Genomic DNA, 20,202 nt, shown 5'->3' with positions numbered 1-20,202 from the left:
AAGAAACTAGAGTTTCATACGGGTGAAACTGGAGTTTCACCTAGGTGAAACTTTTGTTCCAGAGGGGGTTGGAACTTTAGTTTCAACCTGTTGGAACCAATGTCTCAGGCGTTTTTTAGGGGGATGTACACACAGCAAGTCTCACGAGTAGTCCTTTGCACATACACAAACCGTCAGAACGCACGGATGCTGCGTCCTGACGGTTTGCGTCAGTAGGTATCGCTATTTGTATTAGAAGCTAGGCAGAGGGGTCTGCGAATAGACGTCTCTCCTATCCCTTGGTAGCGGCCTGGACGACGTTGAGCACGTAGTCACCCAGCTGCTCGTAGTAGCCTACGAGATCCATATAGCTTACGGACTCGGGGTAGTCGTACTTCTGCGTACGGACGTTGTCCATGTTTTGCGCTTTCAGCAAGGTGCGCAGGTCGTTGAGTTGCTTCTCCAGTGTATAGCTCTCACGAGCGTCCGCCTCCGAGAGCTTGTCACGACGGAGTAGCTCAGACATCTTGAGAGCCGTCTTCGTAGCAATCACATGGATCTGGAGGAGGTTGTTTCGTACCATATCGGTGTAGCTCTTACCGAGCTGGTGGTAGCGATTGATCTCACGCGCTATACCCACAGCCGCATCAGCTACACTCTCTATCTCGGTCGCCACACGATAGTAGACGAGGATGTCGCTCTGCGACTCCCTACCCAGCTCCGTGTGAGAGATCTTATTGAGGTAGTCCGCTATCTCGACCTCGACAGCATCAGATATATCTTCCTCTTGCTCGCACTTGTTGTAGAGCTTCTTGAGGTCTATGGGGTTGTCCGTCTTGAGCATACCCTCACAGTACGACATCATATGCGTGACTCGACTAGCGTACTCAGCCAATTCTTGTTGCACCTGTAGTAGCCCGATCTCACCCGTCGGGAGGATACCAGCACGGATGTATCGTAGGTGCGTTTGCTCTGTAGCCCCCTTCTTAGACTTCTTCACAGGGATAGCGCGCTGGCAGATCTTGACGTAGATTGGCACGAACCAAATCATGACGAAGGCGTTCAGCAAGTTGAAGGTAGTGTGGAATAGTGACAGACCTATCGAGACCGTCGTAGCCAGGCTCATGATCTGCGCCTGTACTGCAGCTAGAGCTGGATCGGCTAAGGTGTCTGTCGAGGCGATGGCACTCATGCTCGCAGGGTCATAGACCTGACTGAGCTGAGTGGTGTAGGCATATAGCTCACGTGGATCTCCTACGCCCATATTGACGAGCCAGTTGGCGATCATATTGGTAAAGGGGTAGAAGAAGATCAAGACGAGTAGCACGCCAAAGACATTGAAGAGCAGGTGAGAGAGTGCAGCACGCTTCGCATTGACATTAGCTCCGAGGGCTGCCAGATTGGCCGTGATGGTAGTACCGATGTTTTCGCCTAGGATCATCGCCGTAGCGATCTCAAAGGGGATCCAGCCCTTCGAACACATAATGAGTGTGATCGCCACTGTGGCACTGGACGACTGCACCACCAGCGTCATAACCGAACCAATCAAGAGGAAGAGCAGGATAGACCCAAAGCCCATATCGGTGTAGCCCTGCAGGAAGGCGAGCGCCTCGGGATGGCTCTGCAGGTCGGGCATAGAGTCTTTGAGAAACTGCAAGCCGAGGAAGAGGAGCGAGAAGCCGATGAGAAACTCACCGAGCGAGTTAAGTTGCTCTCGCTTCATATAGATAAGCGGTATAGAGACGGCAAAGAGCGGTATCGCAAAGGTCGATATATCTATCTTAAAGCCAAAGAGCGTGATGACCCACGCTGTGACGGTCGTACCAATGTTGGCACCCATAATGACCGAGATCGCCTGTCCTAGCTGGAGGAGTCCCGCATTGACAAAGCTAACGACCATCAGTGTCGTAGCGCTAGACGACTGTACCAAGGCTGTCACCAAGACACCCGTGAGGAGCCCTAAAACTCGCCAAGAGGTCATCGCTGAGAGGATCTGACGCATCCTATCGCCCGCAGCCTTTTGGATGCCTTCGCTCATGATCTTCATACCAAAGAGGAAGAGTCCTAGCGAGCCCAGCAGATAGATAAAGTCAAACAGAGTAAACGTCATGAGTATATCGTTGTTTGTATATCATTATCGAGCGAAAGCCCCCCCACACCCAAGCTATTGCTCAGGCTAAAGGCGCATAGTCATACCGCATTCCTATGCGACTAAGCCATCTCGTGCCACTCATGATGGTCGCTCGGTGATAGCTATTTTGTAACTTCGCAACGCAAAGGTAGCGATTTTAGACTGCCTAACCTAACCTTTTGGTTCAAATTCCCACATTCTTATGGAGAATCTATCTATATACTGCACCAATCTCGACGAATACCTGAGCGTTCCCCCTGGAGCCACGCTCTATCAGATAGCTCAGAGCTACCGCACGACGCTCGGCTTCGAGCCTGTCAATGCACGAGTCAACAACCTTACCGTAGCACTCGACTGGAGGCTCCGCGAGTCCTGTCAGGTTGAGTTCGTCGGCCTCACCGAGGAGAGCGGTCGGCACACTTATCTGCGCTCTCTCTGCCTTCTCTTTGCCAAGGCGCTCCACGACGAGCTACCCCACTACCATCTGAGCGTACGCCACTCCCTCTCGGGGGGCTACTTTAGCGTAGTCAAGTGTGGTGATAAGGGGATTACCGAGGAGCAGCTAGCCCTCGTCAAGCGACGCATTGACCATCTCATTGCGGCAGACCTGCCCTTCGAGCGTCGCACCGTGCCTGCCGAGGAGGCCGTGCAGATCTTTACCGCCATGGGAGAGATGGACAAGGTAGACCTCATCACCTCCAGCGGACAGCCCTACGTCACTTACCACTATCTCGATGGCTATCCCGACAACTACTACGGCTCCCTACTCCTCTCCACAGGACAAGTCCAGCTCTACGACCTCGTCCCCTACCTCGGAGGCGTACTCATACGCGTACCTGCTCTAGAGAAACCTACAGAGCTAACACCCTTCGAGCCTCAGCAGCCGATGCGCGAAGTCTTTGACAAGCAGTCTCGCCTACTCAACCTCCTTGACGTTAGCTATGTGGGGAGCCTAAACAAAGCGATCGCCACGGGTCACTTCTCCGAGATCGTACAGGTCGCCGAAGCAGCTCAGGAGAAAGAGATTGCCGCCATAGCCACTGAGATAGCCGAAGCTTACGAGAGGGGCGTACGCATCGTACTCGTGGCGGGCCCCTCTTCGTCGGGCAAGACCACCTTTACCAAGCGACTACGTCTGCAACTCATGGCGAACTACCTTCGTCCCCATCAGCTCTCGCTCGACAACTACTTCGTCGCACGTGAGTTCACCCCACTAGATGACAAGGGCGAGTACGACTATGAGCACATTGAGGCACTAGACCTAGAGCTCTTTGCGAGTGATCTGCGTCGTCTCTTAGCAGGCGAACTGGTTGACATGCCAATCTTCGACTTTAACCAAGGTGCTAGAGTCTATCAGAAGGAGCTCCTACAGCTCGGTGAGGGCGACCTGCTCCTCATCGAGGGCATCCATGCGCTCAACCCAAGACTTATCCCCGAGGACCTACAGCCTCTGACCTACAATATCTATATCAGCGCCCTCACAGCCATCGGACTGGATGCGCACAACCGTATTCCTAGCACCGATATACGTCTCCTGAGGCGCATGGTGCGAGACCACAAGTATAGAGGTTACTCAGCCATTGACACCATCAGTCGCTGGCACAGCGTGCGGGCTGGTGAGGAGCGATGGATCTTCCCCTATCAGCAGAGAGCCAATGTCCTCTTCAACAGTGCCCTCATGTACGAAGTTGCCGTCCTCAAGACGCTTGCCGAGCGCATCCTTTACCAGGTTCCCGCCTGTGTCCAAGAGTACAGCGAGGCTCGCCGCCTGCTGCGCTTTCTAGAGCATGTGCGCCCCGCCCCCTTTGACGTGGTGCCTTCGACCTCCCTCCTCCGTGAATTCATCGGAGGTAGTTCATTTCACTATTAACCCCACAGCTATGAGCAAGAAAAAGGGCAAAGCCCCCGCCACGGGCGGTATCGTCTACAGCACCGATCCCGACTGGACGCCACAAGCCGAGAGCCTTGAGGTAGATACCCTGCCCGCCACTCAGCAGCGACTACGCATTGAGTACTCACGCGCCGGACGTGCGGGCAAGGAGGCGCTCATCATCAGAGGCTTCGTCGGCTCCGACAGCGACCTCGCAGACCTCGCCCGCCAGCTCAAGCAGTCGCTCGGTTGCGGTGGTTCCACACGTGATGGCGAGATACTGATCCAGCAAAACAATAAGGAGAAGCTCATCAAGCTCCTCCAGTCCAAAGGGTACAAAGACACCAAGTAAAAAAGCCCCCACCCCGCTATGCCTATAGAGAAAACCTCTATCCTAGAGATGCAGCGCCTCACCACCGAGGAGTACCACACCGCTTCCAAGGTACCTCTCACCATACTCCTCGACAACGTACGCAGCATGCACAATGTCGGCTCCATCTTTCGCACGGCAGACGCCTTCCGCATAGAGGAGCTCCTCCTCGTTGGCATCACAGGCTGTCCGCCCCACCCGCTCCTCCACAAGACCGCCATCGGAGCCGAGGAGGCGGTCCCTTGGCGACACCTAGACTCCGCCATCGAGGCACTAGAGCAGTACCGACAGGAGGGACGTACCATCCTCGCCCTCGAGCAGACACACCAGAGCATCACCCTCGGCAGTCAACCAGCACTAGACGACCGTGGTGCCGTGCTGATCGTGGGCAATGAGGTGCACGGCGTCTCTGACGAGGTGATCCAGTATGCTGACTACTGCCTCGAGATTCCTCAGTACGGTACCAAGCACTCGCTCAATGTGAGCGTCGCCACGGGCATAGCCATCTACGATCTCTGCACCCCTTACCTAGAACGGCACCATCGCTTAACCCAAGGCTAAGGCATCCTAGTAGATGACTTCACCGACGGCACTATCAAGGAAATCGAAGGATTCCTCGGTAGAGCTTTTTGATCCTCCACGGAGATACGAAAAAATTCTTCGGAACTTTGATTTGCTTCTTCCGAAGTTTCATTTCATTCTTCCGAACTTTTATTTCCCGGTTCCGTGGAGAATTTTCGTTTGCTCCCTGGAGATCTGCGATTTCCTCGGGAGAAATTGACATCAGAGGAGATCTAGAAACAACTATAAAGTGAGTCTATAGCGCTACGTAGCGATGTTTTAGCCATATTGCACTCCTAGAGAGGCGGATTATAGAGTATCTCCCCTTGCTACGAAGTGGGTGCATGAGGATAGACGGCAATGATTTTGTATCTTTGTAGCGTAATGCACTATAAGAGACTATAGCCGAAGGTATGAACTATGGATATGTCAAGGTAGCGGCCGCTGTGCCCTACGTCAGAGTGGCTGACTGCTACTACAATACGAGCCGCATCAAGGAGATGATCTTTCAGGCGGAGGAGCTGGGAGTAGAGATACTTACGACCCCTGAGCTCTCTATCACGGGATATACGTGTGGGGACCTCTTTCACCAGTCGTTCCTTCTGGATCAAGCGCAGAAGGCGCTCTGCCAGTTGGTCGAGGAGACGGCTGAGACTGACGTGATGGTGATCGTCGGTATGCCGGTGAAGGTGGAGGAGAAGCTCTTCAACGGGGCGGTCGCCTTCCAGCACGGTAAGATCCTAGGGGCGATCCCTAAGACTTATCTGCCGAACTACCGAGAGTTTCAGGAGAAGCGCTGGTTCTCTCCCAGTGATTCGCTACAATATAAGACGGTGCAGATGGGATCGCATACGGTGCCTATCGGGCGCAACATCATCTTCAAGTGTGGACAGGTGGGCATCGGTATCGAGATCTGCGAGGATATGTGGACTCCCTTTACGCCAGGTACACGCCTGAGCCTTTATGGTGCGCATATCATCTTCAACCTCTCAGCGAGCAATGAGAATGCGGGCAAGCATGACTACCTGCGCTCACTAATCAGTGGCGCCACGTCGCAGTCTATCTGTGGATACGTCTACGCCTCTAGTGGCTATGGCGAGAGCTCGACCGATCTGGTCTACACGGGTAAAGCGTTTATCGCTGAGGTGGGCAAGATCGTCAAGGAGATGCGCCGCTTTGAGTACAAGGAGCGTATGATCGTGAGCGACATCGATGTGTCTCGTATCCATGGTGAGCGCCTGATCAATAGTAGCTTCAAGAGTGCGGTCAATCATTTTACCGATGAGGAGGAGCTGGAGAGCATCCCCTTCACACTACGCTCTGAGGCGAAGTCACAGCCTATGGATCGTGTCATAGATCGCAATCCCTTTATGCCTGAGGGGGCGAACCCTGAGGAGCGTTGTCACGAGATGTTTCAGATACAGGTGTGCGGGCTGATACAGCGCCTCAAGCATATGCGTGCGGAGCATGCAGTGATCGGCATTTCGGGCGGGCTGGACTCGGCACTAGCGCTACTGGTGACGGCAGAGGCTTTTGACCTTTTGGGCTTGGATCGCAAGCAGATCATTGCGGTGACGATGCCTGGCTTTGGCACCTCCGAGCGCACCTATCGCAACGGCTATGCTATGATGCAGGCGCTGGGCGTGACGATCCGTGAGATAGATATCAAGGAGGCGACGGAGCAGCATCTCTCGGCCATCGACTATAAGGGCAATCGGGAGGATGCGACCTTTGAGAATGCGCAGGCACGTGAGCGTACGCAGATATTGATGGACCTCGCTAATATGTACCACGCGCCAGTGATCGGAACGGGAGACCTCTCTGAGATAGCCTTGGGGTGGTGCACCTTCAACGGGGATCACATGTCTATGTATGCGGTCAATAGTGGAATCACGAAGACGAGCGTACAGCTGATCGTCGGGTGGTATGCTACGCACAAGGCTGGAGACACGCCACTGGCCACGACGCTACAAGACATCGTCGCTACGCCTATTAGTCCTGAGCTACTGCCGATCAAAGATACCAAAACAGGTAACGAGCAGCAGACACAGAACCTCGTGGGGCCGTACGAACTACACGACTTCTTCATCTATCACTTCCTACTGGATGGCTTTGAGCCAAAGAAGATCTTTTACCTCGCCAAGGTTGCTTTCGAGGGAGCCTACACGCCCCAAGAGATCAAGCACTGGATGGGAGTCTTCTTCAAGCGGTTCTTCTCTCAGCAGTTCAAGCGCAATGCGATGCCCGATGGGCCTAAGGTGCTGAGTGTATCGCTCTCCTCACGTGGGGAGTGGCGCATGCCGAGCGATGCGGTGAGCAGTATGTGGCTCCAAGAGGTGGAGAACCTAGAGGCATAGAGACGCGAGCGATGATGAGTCAAGAGGAGCGAACACGGCTGTTGATCCCGATAGCGGACTTTATCAAAGAGTTCGAGCAGGTCTTCAAGCGGTCACTACAGAGTGATGCATCGGTACTGTCACACGCTCTAGAGCATCTGCAGCACTCCTCGGGCAAGCACGTTCGTCCGATCATCGTGGGGCTATGCGCTCAGCTATGCGCTGGTCAGACTAATGAGCGGACGCTCGCTGCTGCACTCGTCATAGAGCTCCTACACACCGCCTCGCTCATCCACGATGACGTCATCGACTGGTCGGACACACGGCGTGGACAGCCTACGCTCAATGCGCTCTATAGCAATCATCAGGCGGTCTTGATGGGAGACTATGTACTCTCGACCGCCTTCCTAGAGATAGTCTCTCGAGAGCACAACCAGGAGATGCTACGTGTCGTTGCCCAGGCTGGACGCAACCTCTCTATTGGGGAGCTGATGCAGCTCTCTCTCTCGAAGGCGCACACCTATCGTGAGGAGGACTACTACGCTGTGGTGGATCGCAAGACGGGAACGCTCTTTGAGGCGAGCGCTAAGCTGGGAGCTCTGAGCGTGAACGCTACCGACGAAGAGGTGGAGCGCTGTGCACGTCTCGGGCAACTAATGGGGCGTGCCTTCCAGCTACAGGACGATCTCTTTGACTATGACAAGCTCCAGGACGTGGGCAAGCCTACGGGTCACGATCTTATTGAGGGCAAGGTCTCTCTCCCTCTGCTTTATGTCCTCAACCATGCGACCCCCACGGAGCGAGACGAGATTATCTCCTATCTACAACAACCTATCGAGGCGGACTCAATAGACTACCTCCTCCGCATAGCTCGTGAGCGTGGTGGCATTGACTACACAGAGAGACAGATCCAGCAGATACTCCGAGAGGCGATCGACCTGCTCAGGAGCTTCGCACCGAGTGCCACGCGAGAGACACTAGAGCGCTTTATCACATTACTAGGAGAGAGACAGAAGTAGCTGACGAGGAGTATGGAAGGTGATACGCTCAATTGGATAGACTTTATGGTCATGGGCTGTATGGCTTGGGCGCTCTTCAAGGGCTTCAAGCGGGGTGTCGTATCAGCTCTGATTGGTGTGCTGGGCATCACCGTCGGCTATGTACTGGTTCGCTGGATAGGCGTACCCGTAGCGCTTTGGATCTCTCGCACCTTCGGACTACCCCACGGGGTGGCGGTGGTGGGTGCTTATGTAGCGACCTTTTCGCTCTCATGCTGGGGCATAGCCTTCCTCGCACGGCCTACGGTGAGGGCGATTAAGCGTTCGTCACTCTCAGTTGTCAATAAACTTATGGGAGCTCTCTTCACGGGAGCCTTCGTCATCATATTCTTTAGCCTTATCTTTAATCTAACCGACTTCATACTGCCACGAGGGGTGCTAGCGCAGTTGCCTACCATTCCGACAGAAGAGGGAAAGCCGACTGAGCCTCCACAGGATCAGCGAGACAAGTCTAGACTATACGACCCAGTCCGAGGTTTGATCCCGTGGGCTGCACTAGGCGACCTGACCTCTTGGCAGGATAAACAATTAAAGCAACAATCAAGTGAATAACGAACATAATCCTAAGCAAATAGTCCCTACAGCTGCCGAACCAGAGGTACGTGCGGTGACACCGACGGGTGAGGATATCCTTGACGACATCACCCAGGGGGACTACAAGTATGGCTTCGTGACTGACGTCCATACGGAGACTATCCCCAAGGGTCTCAACGAGGAGGTGGTACGTCTCATCTCGGCAAAGAAAGAGGAGCCCGAGTGGCTTTTAGAGTTCCGCCTCAAGGCTTACCGTCACTGGCTCACCCTAGAGCGTCCTGACTGGGCGCATCTCTCGATCCCCGAGATAGACTATCAAGACATTATATACTATGCGGCTCCTCGTCACAAAAACGAAGGAGATGACACGATAGATCCAGAGATTGAGAAGACCTTTGACAAGCTCGGCATACCGCTCCACGAGCGGGCGATGCTCTCGGGCAATATGGCGGTCGATGCGGTCATGGATAGTGTCTCGGTGAAGACCACCTTCCGCACGAAACTTCAGGAGCTGGGCATCGTCTTCTGCTCTTTCAACGAAGCGGTGCGTGAGCATCCAGACCTTGTCCGTAAGTACCTAGGCAAGGTGGTTTCGTCGCACGACAACTACTTCGCAGCGCTGAACTCGGCTGTCTTTAGTGACGGTTCTTTTGTCTATATCCCCAAGGGCGTGCGCTGTCCCATGGAGCTCTCGACCTACTTCCGCATCAATGCGGCCAATACGGGACAGTTTGAGCGTACGCTCATCGTGGCAGACGAGGGGGCTTACGTGAGTTACCTGGAGGGTTGCACGGCTCCGATGCGTGACGAGAACCAGCTCCACGCAGCCATCGTTGAGATCATCGCTGAGACCGACGCTGAGGTCAAGTACTCGACCGTCCAGAACTGGTACCCAGGCGACAAGGACGGACGAGGCGGTATCTATAACTTCGTGACTAAGCGTGGACTATGCCGTGGCGACCGAAGTAAGATCTCGTGGACACAGGTTGAGACGGGCTCGGCTATCACGTGGAAATATCCAAGCTGCATCCTGCGTGGCGACGACTCAGTGGGAGAGTTTTACTCTGTCGCTGTGACCAACAACTACCAGCAGGCAGACACTGGCACGAAGATGATCCATCTCGGGCGCAATACCCGTAGCACCATCGTCTCCAAGGGTATCTCGGCCGGTAGTAGCCAAAACAGCTACCGTGGATTGGTCTCCATTGCGGCCTCAGCCGAGAATGCGCGCAACCACTCACAGTGCGACAGCCTTCTCCTGAGCAACCATTGCGGGGCGCACACTTATCCTTACGCAGACATACGTAATGACTCTGCGGTTGTGGAGCATGAGGCAACGACCTCGAAGATCAATGAGGATCAGCTCTTCTACTGCAACCAGCGTGGCATCACCACCGAGGAGGCGGTCGGCCTGATCGTCAATGGTTACGCCCGTGAGGTGATGAGCAAGCTCCCGATGGAGTTTGCCGTTGAGGCGCAGAAGCTCCTCTCTGTAACCCTCGAGGGGAGTGTCGGCTAGCACGGCCCCCGCTACACATTATACAGATACAGATTACACACTACTATGAGCAACGTAATAATCGATATAAAGAATCTCCACGCCAACATAGGCGACAAGGAAATACTCAAAGGGATCAACCTCACCATCCGTGAGGGTGAGACGCATGCTATCATGGGACCCAACGGAAGTGGCAAGAGCACCCTCTCGTCCGTCCTCGTAGGACACCCAGCCTTTACCGTAACCTCTGGCGAAGTGACTTATCTTGGTCAGGATCTGCTGGCTATGGATGCGGTAGAGCGAGCACACGCTGGGCTCTTCCTCAGCTTCCAGTATCCCGTAGAGATACCAGGCGTGAGCATGGTCAACTTCATGCGCTCGGCTGTCAACGAGCGTCGCAAGACTCAGGGCGAAAAGCCAATGCCCGCAGGCGAATTCCTCAAGATGCTAAAAGAGAAGCGCGAGGTGGTCGGTCTCGACGATCGTCTTCTCAAGCGTTCGGTCAATGAGGGCTTCTCCGGTGGTGAGAAGAAGCGCAACGAGATCTTCCAGATGGCAGTCCTTGAGCCACGTCTCTCGATACTTGATGAGACCGACAGCGGACTAGACATTGACGCTCTACGAGCTGTCGCTCACGGAGTCAACACGCTCCAGCGTCCCGACAGCGCTTGCGTCGTCATCACCCACTACCAGCGACTGCTGGACTACATCAAGCCACAGTTTGTCCATATCCTATACAAAGGTCGGATCGTCACATCGGGCGGACCCGAGCTAGCCCTCAGACTAGAGGACGAAGGGTACGACTGGATCAAGGAAGAGGTAGCTAAAGAGGAGAAGCAATGAGTCCACGTAAGCAACCACCCACCGCACACCTGCAGTATCTAGACCTTTACCAGTCTCAGCAGGATTACATAGATCAGCACAGTTTACCCGTACTACAAGCGCAGAGAGACTTCGCACTGGAGGCTCTGAGCGAGTACGCCTTGCCCCAGCGAGGGATGGAGGATTGGCAGCGTATAGACATTGAGTCACTCTACGCTCCCGACTATGGGATCAATCTACAGGAGCTAGACCTAGCCCCAGCAGGTCATAAGCAACTTCCGCAGTATAACTGTGATCTATCGGTCAATGCCCTCACCATCAAGGCGAGCGCTCTCAACAGCAATTACCTCTACACTCACTACGCCAATCAGAAGCGCAAGCTCCCCGAAGGAGTCTTCGTCGGCTCCATCAAAGAGTTTGTCAAGGAGTACCCCGACCTAGCAGAGCGTTACTATGGGCAGATAGCCGAGGTCGATACCGACGGCACCATTGCGCTCAACACGCTCTTCGTGCAGGACGCCTTCGTCCTCTACGTACCCGATGGCATGCAGCTCGAGCAGCCCGTGCAGCTTGTGCAGTTGCTCCACGCTCAGGAGCCACTCCTCTGCATTCGTCGCTGGCTCATCATCCTCGGTGATCGTGCCGAGGCTTCTATCCTCGTCTGCGACCACACGATAGATCGAACCAGCTTCCTCATCAACCAAGTGGCCGAGATCTACGTTGGCGATGGTGCTCAGCTCAAGCTCTTCGATATGGAGGAGAATAGCCACCAGACGCACCGCACCTGCACCTACTTCCTACGCCAAGGAGCAGAGAGCCAAGTGACCCTCGCTACCTATACGCTCAATAATGGGATCACACGTAATAGCTTTCGGACGCGCTTCCTCGGAGAGCGTGCCGAGCAGATACTAGGTGGAGTCGCTGTAACCAATGGCACACAGCACGTCGATACCTTCACCCGTGTCGAGCATATCAAGCCAAAGTGTCATAGCACGCAGCTCTTCAAGAACCTCCTCGAGGAGCAATCCACGGGAGCCTTCTCGGGGCGCATCTTCGTAGCTCAGTCGGCTCAGCAGACCGAAGCTTACCAGAGCAATCGCAATATGCTCCTCTCTCCCGAGGCTCGCATGTACAGCAAGCCTCAGCTAGAGATATACGCCGACGATGTCCAGTGTTCGCACGGTATGGCTACGGGACACCTAGACGAGGAGGCACTCTTCTATATGATGCAGCGAGGCATCCCTGAGCACGAGGCACGAGTCATGCTGAGCGTAGCCTTCGTCGGAGACGTTATTGCGCTCATGCCTCTAGAGGATCTGCGGGATCGTATTGAGAGCATCGTACGCAATCGTCTCCTGGGCAACGAGCCGACGCACTGTAGCCAGTGTGGTAAGCTAATCTTCTAAGCACGCTCTATAACTATAGCAATGAGATCTCGCTGGAGACTACACCTCGTGATGCTATGCGTCACCATTATCTTTGGAATCAATGGGCCCTTCACCAAGGCACTCCTTGGTGGGGGGCTCACTCCATATACGCACATGTTCTGCCGCTTCCTAGGCGCCACGATACTCTTTTGGATCGCTTCGATCTGGGTGCCACGAGAGCGCATCAACCTCAAGGATTGGGGGAAAATGGCCTTAGCCTCTCTGACTGGTATTTTTTTCAACCAAGGACTCTTTGCCATTGGCATGTCGATGACCTCACCTGTCAATCAGTCGCTCGTCGCCACACTGGGACCTATCGTCACCATGCTCCTCGCAGCCGTCGTGCTCAAGGAGCCGATCACACGGCTCAAGGGGATCGGCGTCTTCGTCGGAGCGTCAGGCGCTCTGCTCCTCATATCCACCAATGGCTCCTCCACCGCTGGTTCTACGCTCGGAGACCTGATTTGCGCCATAGCAACCATCTCCTATGCCATCTACCTCACCTCCTTCAAGGCTCTCATACAGAAGTACCACCCTGTCACCTTGATGAAGTGGCTCTTCGTCATCTCCCTCCTCGGCTCCGCTCCGTTGGGCATACGCGACATGATGCGCACTGAGTGGAGTAGCTTCGATGCTACCTTCTACGGGCAACTAGCCTTCGTTGTCGTGGGCGCCACCTTTGTCGCCTACCTCTTGTTGCTCTTCGCACAGAGAGGTTTGCGTCCCACCGTCGTCAGCATCTACAACTATGGCATCCCCGTCATTGCCTCCATGCTGGCCGTCATGATGGGGCAAGACCAACTCACACTCACCAAAGTCGCCTCTGCGGTCCTCATCCTGCTCGGAGTCTTCATGGTGACCCGTAGCAAAAGCCGCCAGCAACTCCTCCGTGAGCACCTGCGCAACGAATAGCTCAGCTCCCCCTTCACTCAACCAAATCCCCGTTTTCTAGACAAGAGAAGCTTCTAGTCTTATATAGTCAGCGATAAAACGAGAGAGACCTATCTGCTCCCATGAGGGGTGTCAGATAGGTCTCTCTATCGTTGTACGGTCGGTGGGACTCGAACCCACACACCTCGCGGCATTAGATCCTAAGTCTAACGCGTCTACCAATTCCGCCACGACCGCAGCGAGGTTTGCGTCTGCAAAGGTAAGAATAATCTTTGAATTAGCAAGCGTTCGGATGACTTTAATTTTGCCAGTCTCACGAATAACGATTTGTAGGGCTACCCTATTTGCGACATCTAGGCTAGTCTACTAGTCAGCTACCTAGGCAGATATTAGCGCAGTGAGACGAGCAGCGTGCCGTCTTCGTAGACGAAGGTGAGCTTCTCCTCCTTGGCGAGCCAGCCGAGCGCCGCGTAGACATCCTTTTCGGTACGTATCTTGGTCGCTTTCTTAAGCTGCTTGACGTCCATCTTGCCGAGCTTGTCGAGTGCATTCCAGATGAGCCCTGCGTTGGTGCCGATGTAGGCGATCATGTTTTCTTCCATAGTGCTAGTGTATTTGATTTTCTATACAGCAAAGCTACAGAAAAAGATTGATACAGCTCTTGCGACTAGGTTAAGTGGTCAGGGCTGACGCATTATAATCCTCTCCTCTAGGAGCGCAATATGGCTAAAACCTCGCTCTGTAGCACTATAACCTCACCTTGTAGCTACTGCAAGATCTCCTCTGATTTCAATTTCTTCCAAGGAAATTATTGCTGTCCGATAAAAGTTTTTTGAGGGGGGTAGATAGGGACTAAAAAAAGGGCCGACTCCAAATAAGAGGAATCAGCCCTTTATGGTTACTTTTGCGATAAAAACAAACTACATCGTAACCATGCCCAGAAGTACGCATTTTATCGGACTGCCACTCTATGCTCAGATCGTACAGCTCATCGACAAGGCAGAAGTCCTTCGTATCAGTCAGTCTCTAGGCGGAGAGCGCTATGTCAAGCGGTTTGACGCTTGGACTCACCTGATTGTGATGCTCTATGCAGTGATTAAGCGCTTTGATTCACTGCGCGAGATAACCACCTCCCTACAGTCTGAGACGCATAAGTTAAATCACCTGGGAGTCAAGACGATGCCCACTAAAAGCACTCTAGCAGACGCCAATAAAAGGCGCTCGGAGGCGATATTTGAGGCTATTTACAGAGGTTTGTACGCCAAATCCTAGAGCTACCTTTCCTCGGACAGCCGGAACCACCATGGCAGGAATTCTGCTTGGATGAAGCATCTTCAGATTATAGACTCTACTACGATCTCCCTTTTCTCAAATCTCATCTTCAAAGGAGTCGGAAGACACCCCAAAATTGGCAAAAAGAAGGGGAGTGTCAAGGTACACACTGTGATTCATGCCAACGAAGGTGTCCCTTCAGATGTTCGCTTTACATCGGCTGCCACAAATGATAGCTTTATGCTACAGCCCGCTAACTTCAGCGAAGGGGATATCATAGCGATGGATCGCGCCTACATCAGCTATGAGAAGTTTGAGGAGCTGACTCAGCGAGGGGTGATCTACGTCACTAAGATGAAGAAGAATCTAGTCTACACGATCTCTAAGGACGTGATCTGCCAGTCGCCCGAAGGAGTCGTCCTAGTGCGCGAGCAATATGTGACCTTTACTAAGCACAAGACCAAGGTACGAAAAGAGATCAAGCATCAAGCTCGCATCATCACTTATATTGGCCACAAGAATCGCCCCATTTCGCTTTTAACCAACGATATGGAGCTTCCCTGCGAAGAGATTATAGAGATCTATCACAGGCTATGGGACATAGAGCCTCTCTTCAAGCAGATCAAGCAGAACTTCCCCTTAAAGTACTTCTATGGAGAGAGTGCTAATGCTATCAAGTTGCAGATCTGGGTCACTTTGATAGCCAATCTCTTACTTATGATCATGAAGAGGGGGCTGACGCGTTCGTGGAGCTTATCCGACCTGGCGACTATGGTGAGGATTGTACTGATGTATTATATTGCTGTCCGATAAAAGTCAAAAAGGGCATACCGAGGGGGCTCAACCGCTGAATTGAAGCGGTTGGACTTTCTAGTTTTGATTTCCAAGCCCCCCTTTTGAGCAAAACGCCTTCTTGAACTCCAAATATTACTGGTCTTTCAACAGAGCCGTTTTCCAAACAAGCGTCCTTCAATGAGTAAATCGGCTGTCCGATGAAATAAAAGACTCTTCTTCCACTGAAAAACTTTTATCGGACAGCAATATTAGAGGTTAGAGGGGTGGGAATCGGAGCGATCAGATGAGTAGCCCTGTGTGGGAGCGCTCGGGAGTGGCTAGCGGGAGGGGGGCGGGCACGTGGCTAAGCGTTACTGCGGAGGGAGTCGCGGAGCTTCTGCTGGTACATGCGTAGCACGGTGGCGTCGGTGATCTCCGTGCGGATGGCTTCCGTGAGGAAGGGCTCACCTGTGAGCGTCATCTCGGCAAGGAGCCACGCTATAGCCATCTGAACGTAGTAAGCCTCGTCGTGTTGCAACGGTGCGACATGGTCTAGTGCTGCTCTAGGGGTGGCTAAGCCGTGACGTATGAGATCAAGCCAAACAACGATGGTGAGCCGACGTGCGTAGGGATTGGCATCGTGAGCATGCTCAGCTAGCGAGCGGAGGAGTATCTGGCGCTCTACCTCTCCCCTACTCGCCCAGCCTGCGAGGAGTTCCTTGTAGTAGTCAGGCACCGCCCAGCCATCGCAGAGGGGATAGAGGAGCAGTAGCCCCTCATTAGGAGTAGCTAAGCGACCAATAACCCCGCCGAAGATGATTTTGTACTCATACCATGCGAAGGCTCTCTCGTGAAGTAGCGCGATGGCTTCGTCGAGTGTGAGCAAGCAACTGAGTTGCTTTACGGCCTGTCGGAGCCACTTCATACGAATGCCGAGGACGCTCTCGGGTCGTGAGGAGACTTTGGTGCGTAGTGCCATAAAGTCGGCATAGGCTGGCTCACGACGCTGCTCCAGCTGTGCGAGCAGTGCGGAGGCTTCTTCAAGAGGAGACTGTTGCATAAAGGTGAATCGCTGTGTTGCTTTCGGGACTCGGCTTCGGTCACATACGGAGGGTGTGTAGCAAGTTTGTCTAAATAGCACAGTCCCCCATATACGAACAGTGTATATGGGGGACTGATTACATGATGCCACCGTGAGCATGTGGAGAGCCTCCACAGTCACTTAGTGATGTGCTTGAGATTACTTCTCGTCCTCTTCGGGAGTGTAGAGAGGCTCGCCAGCGAGCGCCTTCTCCATGTGGCTTATCCAGACGTTGACGATAGCGGGATAGTCAGCTAGTCCGTTCATCGTGCAGTCATCTAGGGTGCACTTATAGCCAGCCTTGTTCATCTCATAGCGCCAGCTTCCCTCCTCAGGATTCTGAGGATCGACACCACCCTTGAGGTCATTGTTAGCGTGGTCACCAGCGATAGACATAAGCGGGTGTAGGAGCATCGTGCCTTCGGTCTTGCCTGCCTTCTTAGCGCGAGCGATCAGGTCGTCTACCAGGTTGCCCTCCATGTCGACGGTAGCGACGAAGTAGTTGGGGCTGAGCTTCTGTAGCTCCTCCTCAATCTTGTGGTAGCGTGCGTTACCGCGTCCGTAGTTCATGTTCTCGGGGTTACCGTGTCCCATGAAGCTAACGAGCTTGTTCTCAGCAACAGCCTTGCCATAGATCTTGTGTAGCTCAGCAGCAACGGTCTTGCAGTCATCATCGCCCTCTAGTAGTGGACCAGCAAGATAAACGGTCGTCTTGGCGAACTCAGGGTGCTCACCATCGTTGCGGAAGTCCTTGATGCAGTTCTGGATACGTAGGAACTCCTCACCAGGTACGATGTGTAGTGACTGTACTGCGATGTCCTTGTATCCAGCAACTCCAAGAGCCTCTAGATAGAACTTGGGTGCGTAGTAGTTCCACCCCTTCTGAGCACAACGTGTCATGCAGATCTCAGAGGTAAAAGCGAAGTAGAGGTCTCTGTCAGGGAACTTCTTCTTAAAGGCCTCCTGTACCTTCTTAAAGGTCTGCTGAGGCTTATCCCAGGTACTGCCGAAAGAGACGAGGAGTAGAGCCTTGTCTGTGGTCTTCTTTGCCTTCACCTCCTTGGTAACAGCCTGTAGCTTCTTGTCGTGATTTGAGAGAGCTAGGTTGTCGTCCTCCTGGCAGCCTACGCAGGTCAGGAGGGTTAGTCCTAGAGCGCAGAGTGATAAGATTGTTAATAGCTTCTTCATTGTTGATAGGGTTATAAGTGATTTTATATTTGTGTGTGTGTTGGCTTGATAAAGTGTAGTGTACGTTACGGTGTGGGGAACGATGATTTTTCTAATCCTCCTCATCCTCCTGAGCTTGCGAGCGACGAGAGGAGCGCTTGGTCGGTGTGATCTGCTTGGCTCGGCCGAAGTGAACGCTCATGGTCATGTAGAGCGTGCGCCCTGGCGTAGAGGTACCGTAGTGCAGACCGTGAGGTGTGGTCTCGTAGTAGTTGAGCAGATTGTCCACGCCAATGTTGAGGTCAAGAGACCAATTCTCATTGGGTATGATCGTCTGCTGCGTGTTAAGGCGCCATAGGTGATAGGGCTTGCCGTTGCCATCATCCTGATAGTAGCGGGTACTCTGCATACGTCCGTATAGTCCTACGGCCAGCTTGTAGCGCTGGTGGAGGAAAGCTTCGCTCCATGACAGTCCCACGGTGGCACGGTGGTGTGCCATACCATCAATTGTAACTTGGCGCATCACATCCTTATCATCATCGTGTAGGAGTGCCTCTGTGTCAAGGTAACTATAGCTGGTGGTTAGCGTCCACTGCTTATAGATGCGCCACTTAGCGGTGACATCTGCGCCATAAGTCTTGGCGCTGTCCATATTCTTGTACTGACGCACGCGAGCTGGTCTGTAGGATGCGATGAGATCACCAGGGGCTTCTCGACTCGGGATCGTCACGAGGGTGATCATATTGTCGAGGAAGTTGGCATAGCCCGTAGCACTCACGTTGACTAGCGGGTTGTGGTACTCAACGCTAGCTGAGACATAGCGACTAGTCTGCGCCTTGAGGTTGGGATTACCTAGATGGAGTATGACCATCGCCATCTGACGAACGTATCGATAGTGTAGCTCCTTGATCGTAGGGGTCTTAAAGCCTTCGGAGTAAGTAGCACGCAGATTGACTGGTCCTAGCTTGTAGAGGAGGGAAACCTTAGGTGTAAACTTTGCTCCAAAAGCTGGATGATAGGTTAGCCGAGCTCCTGCGGTCAGGTTGAAGTTCCTCGTGGGTGTCCACTCATCCTGTAGATAGAAGCCTGCCTGAAAGTCATTAACTCGATCCTCGTCCAGTCGGCGTGGTGCTATGAGCCAGTTGTGATGCAGGTCTACACCAGCGCTGAGTCGCTGATCGAAGGGAAGTGCGAAGACTCCCTTGAGCTCCGTCGTGATACGCTGCTGATTGCTTTGTAGCCCTACATTTCCAGGGAAGTAAGGGAAGCTGAGCTCCTGACCATCTGGCAGGAACTCCTTAGCCCAGGTCTCACCCGTATAGACGTAGTAATAGGCGTGCATGTAGTACTGCATCTGAGCCGTCAGGACAGCTCCCTGTGGGGTCTGCCAACGCATACCAGCACCTGCAGAGGTGTTGTGATAGCGGAAGTCGTAGGTCTTGTAGTCGGGCACACCCGTCGGGCGATGAATATCCTTGCGATAGTAATTGCCCTCGACATAGGCCGAGAGTGGCTTGCCCTGTCGCCAGTAGAGGTGCTGCCCTATCTGCCAGTCTAGATAGGGATTGGAGGTATTATTGACTGAGTTGGTTACAGGCTTTTCGTATCGGTTGGGATTTTCGCAGGTTGTGTTTTGCCAACCGTCAGAGTGCTTTAGATTAAAGTCTGTCAGCGTCGTCCAGTCGCCCACCTTATACTGAAAAGCGTTGGACTGATTGATCACTCCATAGGAGGCGACACGCGTGCTATTGTCTATAGATAGGTTGTCGCGACTCTTCTTGGTGATGATGTTGATGACACCCGCTATAGCGTCGCTACCATAGAGTGCGGAGGAAGCTCCTTTCACCACCTCAATACGCTCGATGCGTGTCGGGTCGACCATATCTAGATTCGTCTGCCCTCCGAGGTCGCTCATCAACCTCTTACCATCCACAAGGATAAGGATATAGCGATCTCCCAGCCCGCCCATCTGCATGGCGGTACCCATATCGCTATGGCTGAAGTCTATCGACGGAATCAGCCCCGACAGTATCTCTGTGAGGGTTGCCGAGCCATAGCTCTGTAGCGTCTTGGCATTGATGATCTCCGTCTGCACAGGCGCATTCTTGAGAAGGTAGTTTGTTCCCGTACCCGTCACGACCACTTCGTCAAGATTGACGACCGAGAGGGAATCAGTCGGTGTCTCGCTCTGCGCTATAAGCGTAGTGGGGAGTAGCAGGGCTAATAGCTGAACAACGAGAGCTAAATATTTATTCATAAGACAGTCAAGGGAACTAATCTAAATAAGCAACCCAACTTCAACGCTAATAGATTAGGTTAGAGAAGCTTTTATTCACTGCAAAGGTAGTAAAAAAAGCATTACGTAGCAACCTACAGATCTTGTCCTAGATTCCGCAAATAACACGAGTCATGCGACCCAACAGAGGGGTAT

The 20,202-nt window shown here is 53.3% G+C and carries 17 protein-coding genes and 1 tRNA gene; 12 read left to right on the top strand and 6 right to left on the bottom strand.

What is annotated here, in order from left to right:
• Positions 1-271 precede the first annotated feature (271 nt).
• Positions 272-2,089, bottom strand: a complete 1,818-nt coding sequence (locus tag PORUE0001_RS07535; RefSeq protein WP_007365785.1) for a Na/Pi cotransporter family protein — start codon at positions 2,087-2,089, stop codon at positions 272-274.
• Between the two features lie 223 nt (positions 2,090-2,312).
• Between PORUE0001_RS07535 and PORUE0001_RS07530 the strand changes: the two genes are divergently transcribed.
• The 10 genes from PORUE0001_RS07530 to PORUE0001_RS07480 all read left to right on the top strand — a co-directional run bounded on the left by PORUE0001_RS07530 (position 2,313) and on the right by PORUE0001_RS07480 (position 13,498).
• Positions 2,313-3,980: a nucleoside kinase gene (locus PORUE0001_RS07530; RefSeq protein ID WP_007365753.1), complete on the top strand. Its 1,668-nt coding sequence runs from the start codon at positions 2,313-2,315 to the stop codon at positions 3,978-3,980.
• Between the two features lie 10 nt (positions 3,981-3,990).
• Entirely contained in the window at positions 3,991-4,332 is a 342-nt protein-coding gene (locus tag PORUE0001_RS07525; RefSeq protein ID WP_007365836.1) for a translation initiation factor, read from the top strand.
• Positions 4,333-4,350: 18 nt separating this feature from the next.
• Positions 4,351-4,911 (top strand): RNA methyltransferase, encoded by a 561-nt coding sequence (locus PORUE0001_RS07520; RefSeq protein WP_007365791.1) that lies wholly within the window; start codon positions 4,351-4,353, stop codon positions 4,909-4,911.
• Between the two features lie 413 nt (positions 4,912-5,324).
• Complete coding sequence (locus PORUE0001_RS07510; RefSeq protein WP_007365725.1) at positions 5,325-7,268, top strand: NAD(+) synthase; 1,944 nt, start codon at positions 5,325-5,327, stop codon at positions 7,266-7,268.
• 11 nt (positions 7,269-7,279) lie between these two features.
• On the top strand, positions 7,280-8,266 hold the full coding sequence (locus PORUE0001_RS07505; RefSeq protein WP_050771567.1) for a polyprenyl synthetase family protein: 987 nt from the start codon (positions 7,280-7,282) through the stop codon (positions 8,264-8,266).
• 12 nt (positions 8,267-8,278) lie between these two features.
• The gene (locus tag PORUE0001_RS07500) at positions 8,279-8,857 is read left to right on the top strand and encodes a CvpA family protein (RefSeq protein WP_007365722.1); all 579 of its coding nucleotides are present in this window, start codon (positions 8,279-8,281) and stop codon (positions 8,855-8,857) included.
• A gap of 55 nt (positions 8,858-8,912) precedes the next feature.
• Positions 8,913-10,358 (top strand): Fe-S cluster assembly protein SufB, encoded by a 1,446-nt coding sequence (sufB, locus tag PORUE0001_RS07495; RefSeq protein ID WP_039865791.1) that lies wholly within the window; start codon positions 8,913-8,915, stop codon positions 10,356-10,358.
• 57 nt (positions 10,359-10,415) lie between these two features.
• On the top strand, positions 10,416-11,180 hold the full coding sequence (sufC, locus tag PORUE0001_RS07490; RefSeq protein ID WP_039865790.1) for a Fe-S cluster assembly ATPase SufC: 765 nt from the start codon (positions 10,416-10,418) through the stop codon (positions 11,178-11,180).
• The gene (gene sufD, locus PORUE0001_RS07485) at positions 11,177-12,565 is read left to right on the top strand and encodes a Fe-S cluster assembly protein SufD (RefSeq protein WP_007365825.1); all 1,389 of its coding nucleotides are present in this window, start codon (positions 11,177-11,179) and stop codon (positions 12,563-12,565) included. Before sufC ends, sufD begins: the two co-directional genes overlap by 4 nt.
• A gap of 21 nt (positions 12,566-12,586) precedes the next feature.
• Positions 12,587-13,498, top strand: a complete 912-nt coding sequence (locus PORUE0001_RS07480) for a DMT family transporter (protein ID WP_007365744.1) — start codon at positions 12,587-12,589, stop codon at positions 13,496-13,498.
• A 134-nt stretch (positions 13,499-13,632) separates the two neighbouring features.
• Here PORUE0001_RS07480 and PORUE0001_RS07475 read toward each other — a convergent pair.
• Both PORUE0001_RS07475 and PORUE0001_RS07470 read right to left on the bottom strand, forming a co-directional pair.
• A tRNA-Leu gene (locus tag PORUE0001_RS07475) sits at positions 13,633-13,714 on the bottom strand.
• A 152-nt stretch (positions 13,715-13,866) separates the two neighbouring features.
• Positions 13,867-14,067 (bottom strand): winged helix-turn-helix domain-containing protein, encoded by a 201-nt coding sequence (locus tag PORUE0001_RS07470; protein ID WP_039865789.1) that lies wholly within the window; start codon positions 14,065-14,067, stop codon positions 13,867-13,869.
• A 343-nt stretch (positions 14,068-14,410) separates the two neighbouring features.
• Here PORUE0001_RS07470 and PORUE0001_RS11155 point away from each other — a divergent pair, with 343 nt between their 5' ends.
• Together PORUE0001_RS11155 and PORUE0001_RS07465 are read left to right on the top strand one after the other, a co-directional pair.
• The gene (locus PORUE0001_RS11155) at positions 14,411-14,749 is read left to right on the top strand and encodes a DUF4372 domain-containing protein (RefSeq protein ID WP_007365768.1); all 339 of its coding nucleotides are present in this window, start codon (positions 14,411-14,413) and stop codon (positions 14,747-14,749) included.
• 51 nt (positions 14,750-14,800) lie between these two features.
• Positions 14,801-15,562, top strand: coding sequence for an IS4 family transposase (locus PORUE0001_RS07465; protein WP_007365830.1), 762 nt, complete (start codon positions 14,801-14,803; stop codon positions 15,560-15,562).
• Positions 15,563-15,887: 325 nt separating this feature from the next.
• Here PORUE0001_RS07465 and PORUE0001_RS07460 read toward each other — a convergent pair whose 3' ends face one another.
• The 3 genes from PORUE0001_RS07460 to PORUE0001_RS07450 all read right to left on the bottom strand — a co-directional run bounded on the left by PORUE0001_RS07460 (position 15,888) and on the right by PORUE0001_RS07450 (position 20,028).
• On the bottom strand, positions 15,888-16,583 hold the full coding sequence (locus tag PORUE0001_RS07460; RefSeq protein WP_007365766.1) for a DNA alkylation repair protein: 696 nt from the start codon (positions 16,581-16,583) through the stop codon (positions 15,888-15,890).
• A 180-nt stretch (positions 16,584-16,763) separates the two neighbouring features.
• Positions 16,764-17,792 (bottom strand): sirohydrochlorin cobaltochelatase, encoded by a 1,029-nt coding sequence (locus PORUE0001_RS07455; protein ID WP_007365729.1) that lies wholly within the window; start codon positions 17,790-17,792, stop codon positions 16,764-16,766.
• A 91-nt stretch (positions 17,793-17,883) separates the two neighbouring features.
• Positions 17,884-20,028 (bottom strand): TonB-dependent receptor plug domain-containing protein, encoded by a 2,145-nt coding sequence (locus PORUE0001_RS07450; protein ID WP_007365755.1) that lies wholly within the window; start codon positions 20,026-20,028, stop codon positions 17,884-17,886.
• Positions 20,029-20,202: the final 174 nt, after the last annotated feature.

The organism is Porphyromonas uenonis 60-3 (assembly GCF_000174775.1).
Taxonomy (GTDB): Bacteria; Bacteroidota; Bacteroidia; order Bacteroidales; family Porphyromonadaceae; genus Porphyromonas; species Porphyromonas uenonis_A.
This window is presented reverse-complemented; position numbering and strand designations above follow the sequence as displayed.

Coding starts and splice junctions, on each gene's coding strand:
- PORUE0001_RS07535 (WP_007365785.1), bottom strand. CDS start 2,089: ATGACGTTTACTCTGTTTGACTTTATCTATCTGCTGGGCTCGCTAGGA.
- PORUE0001_RS07530 (WP_007365753.1), top strand. CDS start 2,313: ATGGAGAATCTATCTATATACTGCACCAATCTCGACGAATACCTGAGC.
- PORUE0001_RS07525 (WP_007365836.1), top strand. CDS start 3,991: ATGAGCAAGAAAAAGGGCAAAGCCCCCGCCACGGGCGGTATCGTCTAC.
- PORUE0001_RS07520 (WP_007365791.1), top strand. CDS start 4,351: ATGCCTATAGAGAAAACCTCTATCCTAGAGATGCAGCGCCTCACCACC.
- PORUE0001_RS07510 (WP_007365725.1), top strand. CDS start 5,325: ATGAACTATGGATATGTCAAGGTAGCGGCCGCTGTGCCCTACGTCAGA.
- PORUE0001_RS07505 (WP_050771567.1), top strand. CDS start 7,280: ATGATGAGTCAAGAGGAGCGAACACGGCTGTTGATCCCGATAGCGGAC.
- PORUE0001_RS07500 (WP_007365722.1), top strand. CDS start 8,279: ATGGAAGGTGATACGCTCAATTGGATAGACTTTATGGTCATGGGCTGT.
- sufD (WP_007365825.1), top strand. CDS start 11,177: ATGAGTCCACGTAAGCAACCACCCACCGCACACCTGCAGTATCTAGAC.
- PORUE0001_RS07480 (WP_007365744.1), top strand. CDS start 12,587: ATGAGATCTCGCTGGAGACTACACCTCGTGATGCTATGCGTCACCATT.
- PORUE0001_RS07470 (WP_039865789.1), bottom strand. CDS start 14,067: ATGATCGCCTACATCGGCACCAACGCAGGGCTCATCTGGAATGCACTC.
- PORUE0001_RS11155 (WP_007365768.1), top strand. CDS start 14,411: ATGCCCAGAAGTACGCATTTTATCGGACTGCCACTCTATGCTCAGATC.
- PORUE0001_RS07465 (WP_007365830.1), top strand. CDS start 14,801: ATGAAGCATCTTCAGATTATAGACTCTACTACGATCTCCCTTTTCTCA.
- PORUE0001_RS07460 (WP_007365766.1), bottom strand. CDS start 16,583: ATGCAACAGTCTCCTCTTGAAGAAGCCTCCGCACTGCTCGCACAGCTG.
- PORUE0001_RS07455 (WP_007365729.1), bottom strand. CDS start 17,792: ATGAAGAAGCTATTAACAATCTTATCACTCTGCGCTCTAGGACTAACC.
- PORUE0001_RS07450 (WP_007365755.1), bottom strand. CDS start 20,028: ATGAATAAATATTTAGCTCTCGTTGTTCAGCTATTAGCCCTGCTACTC.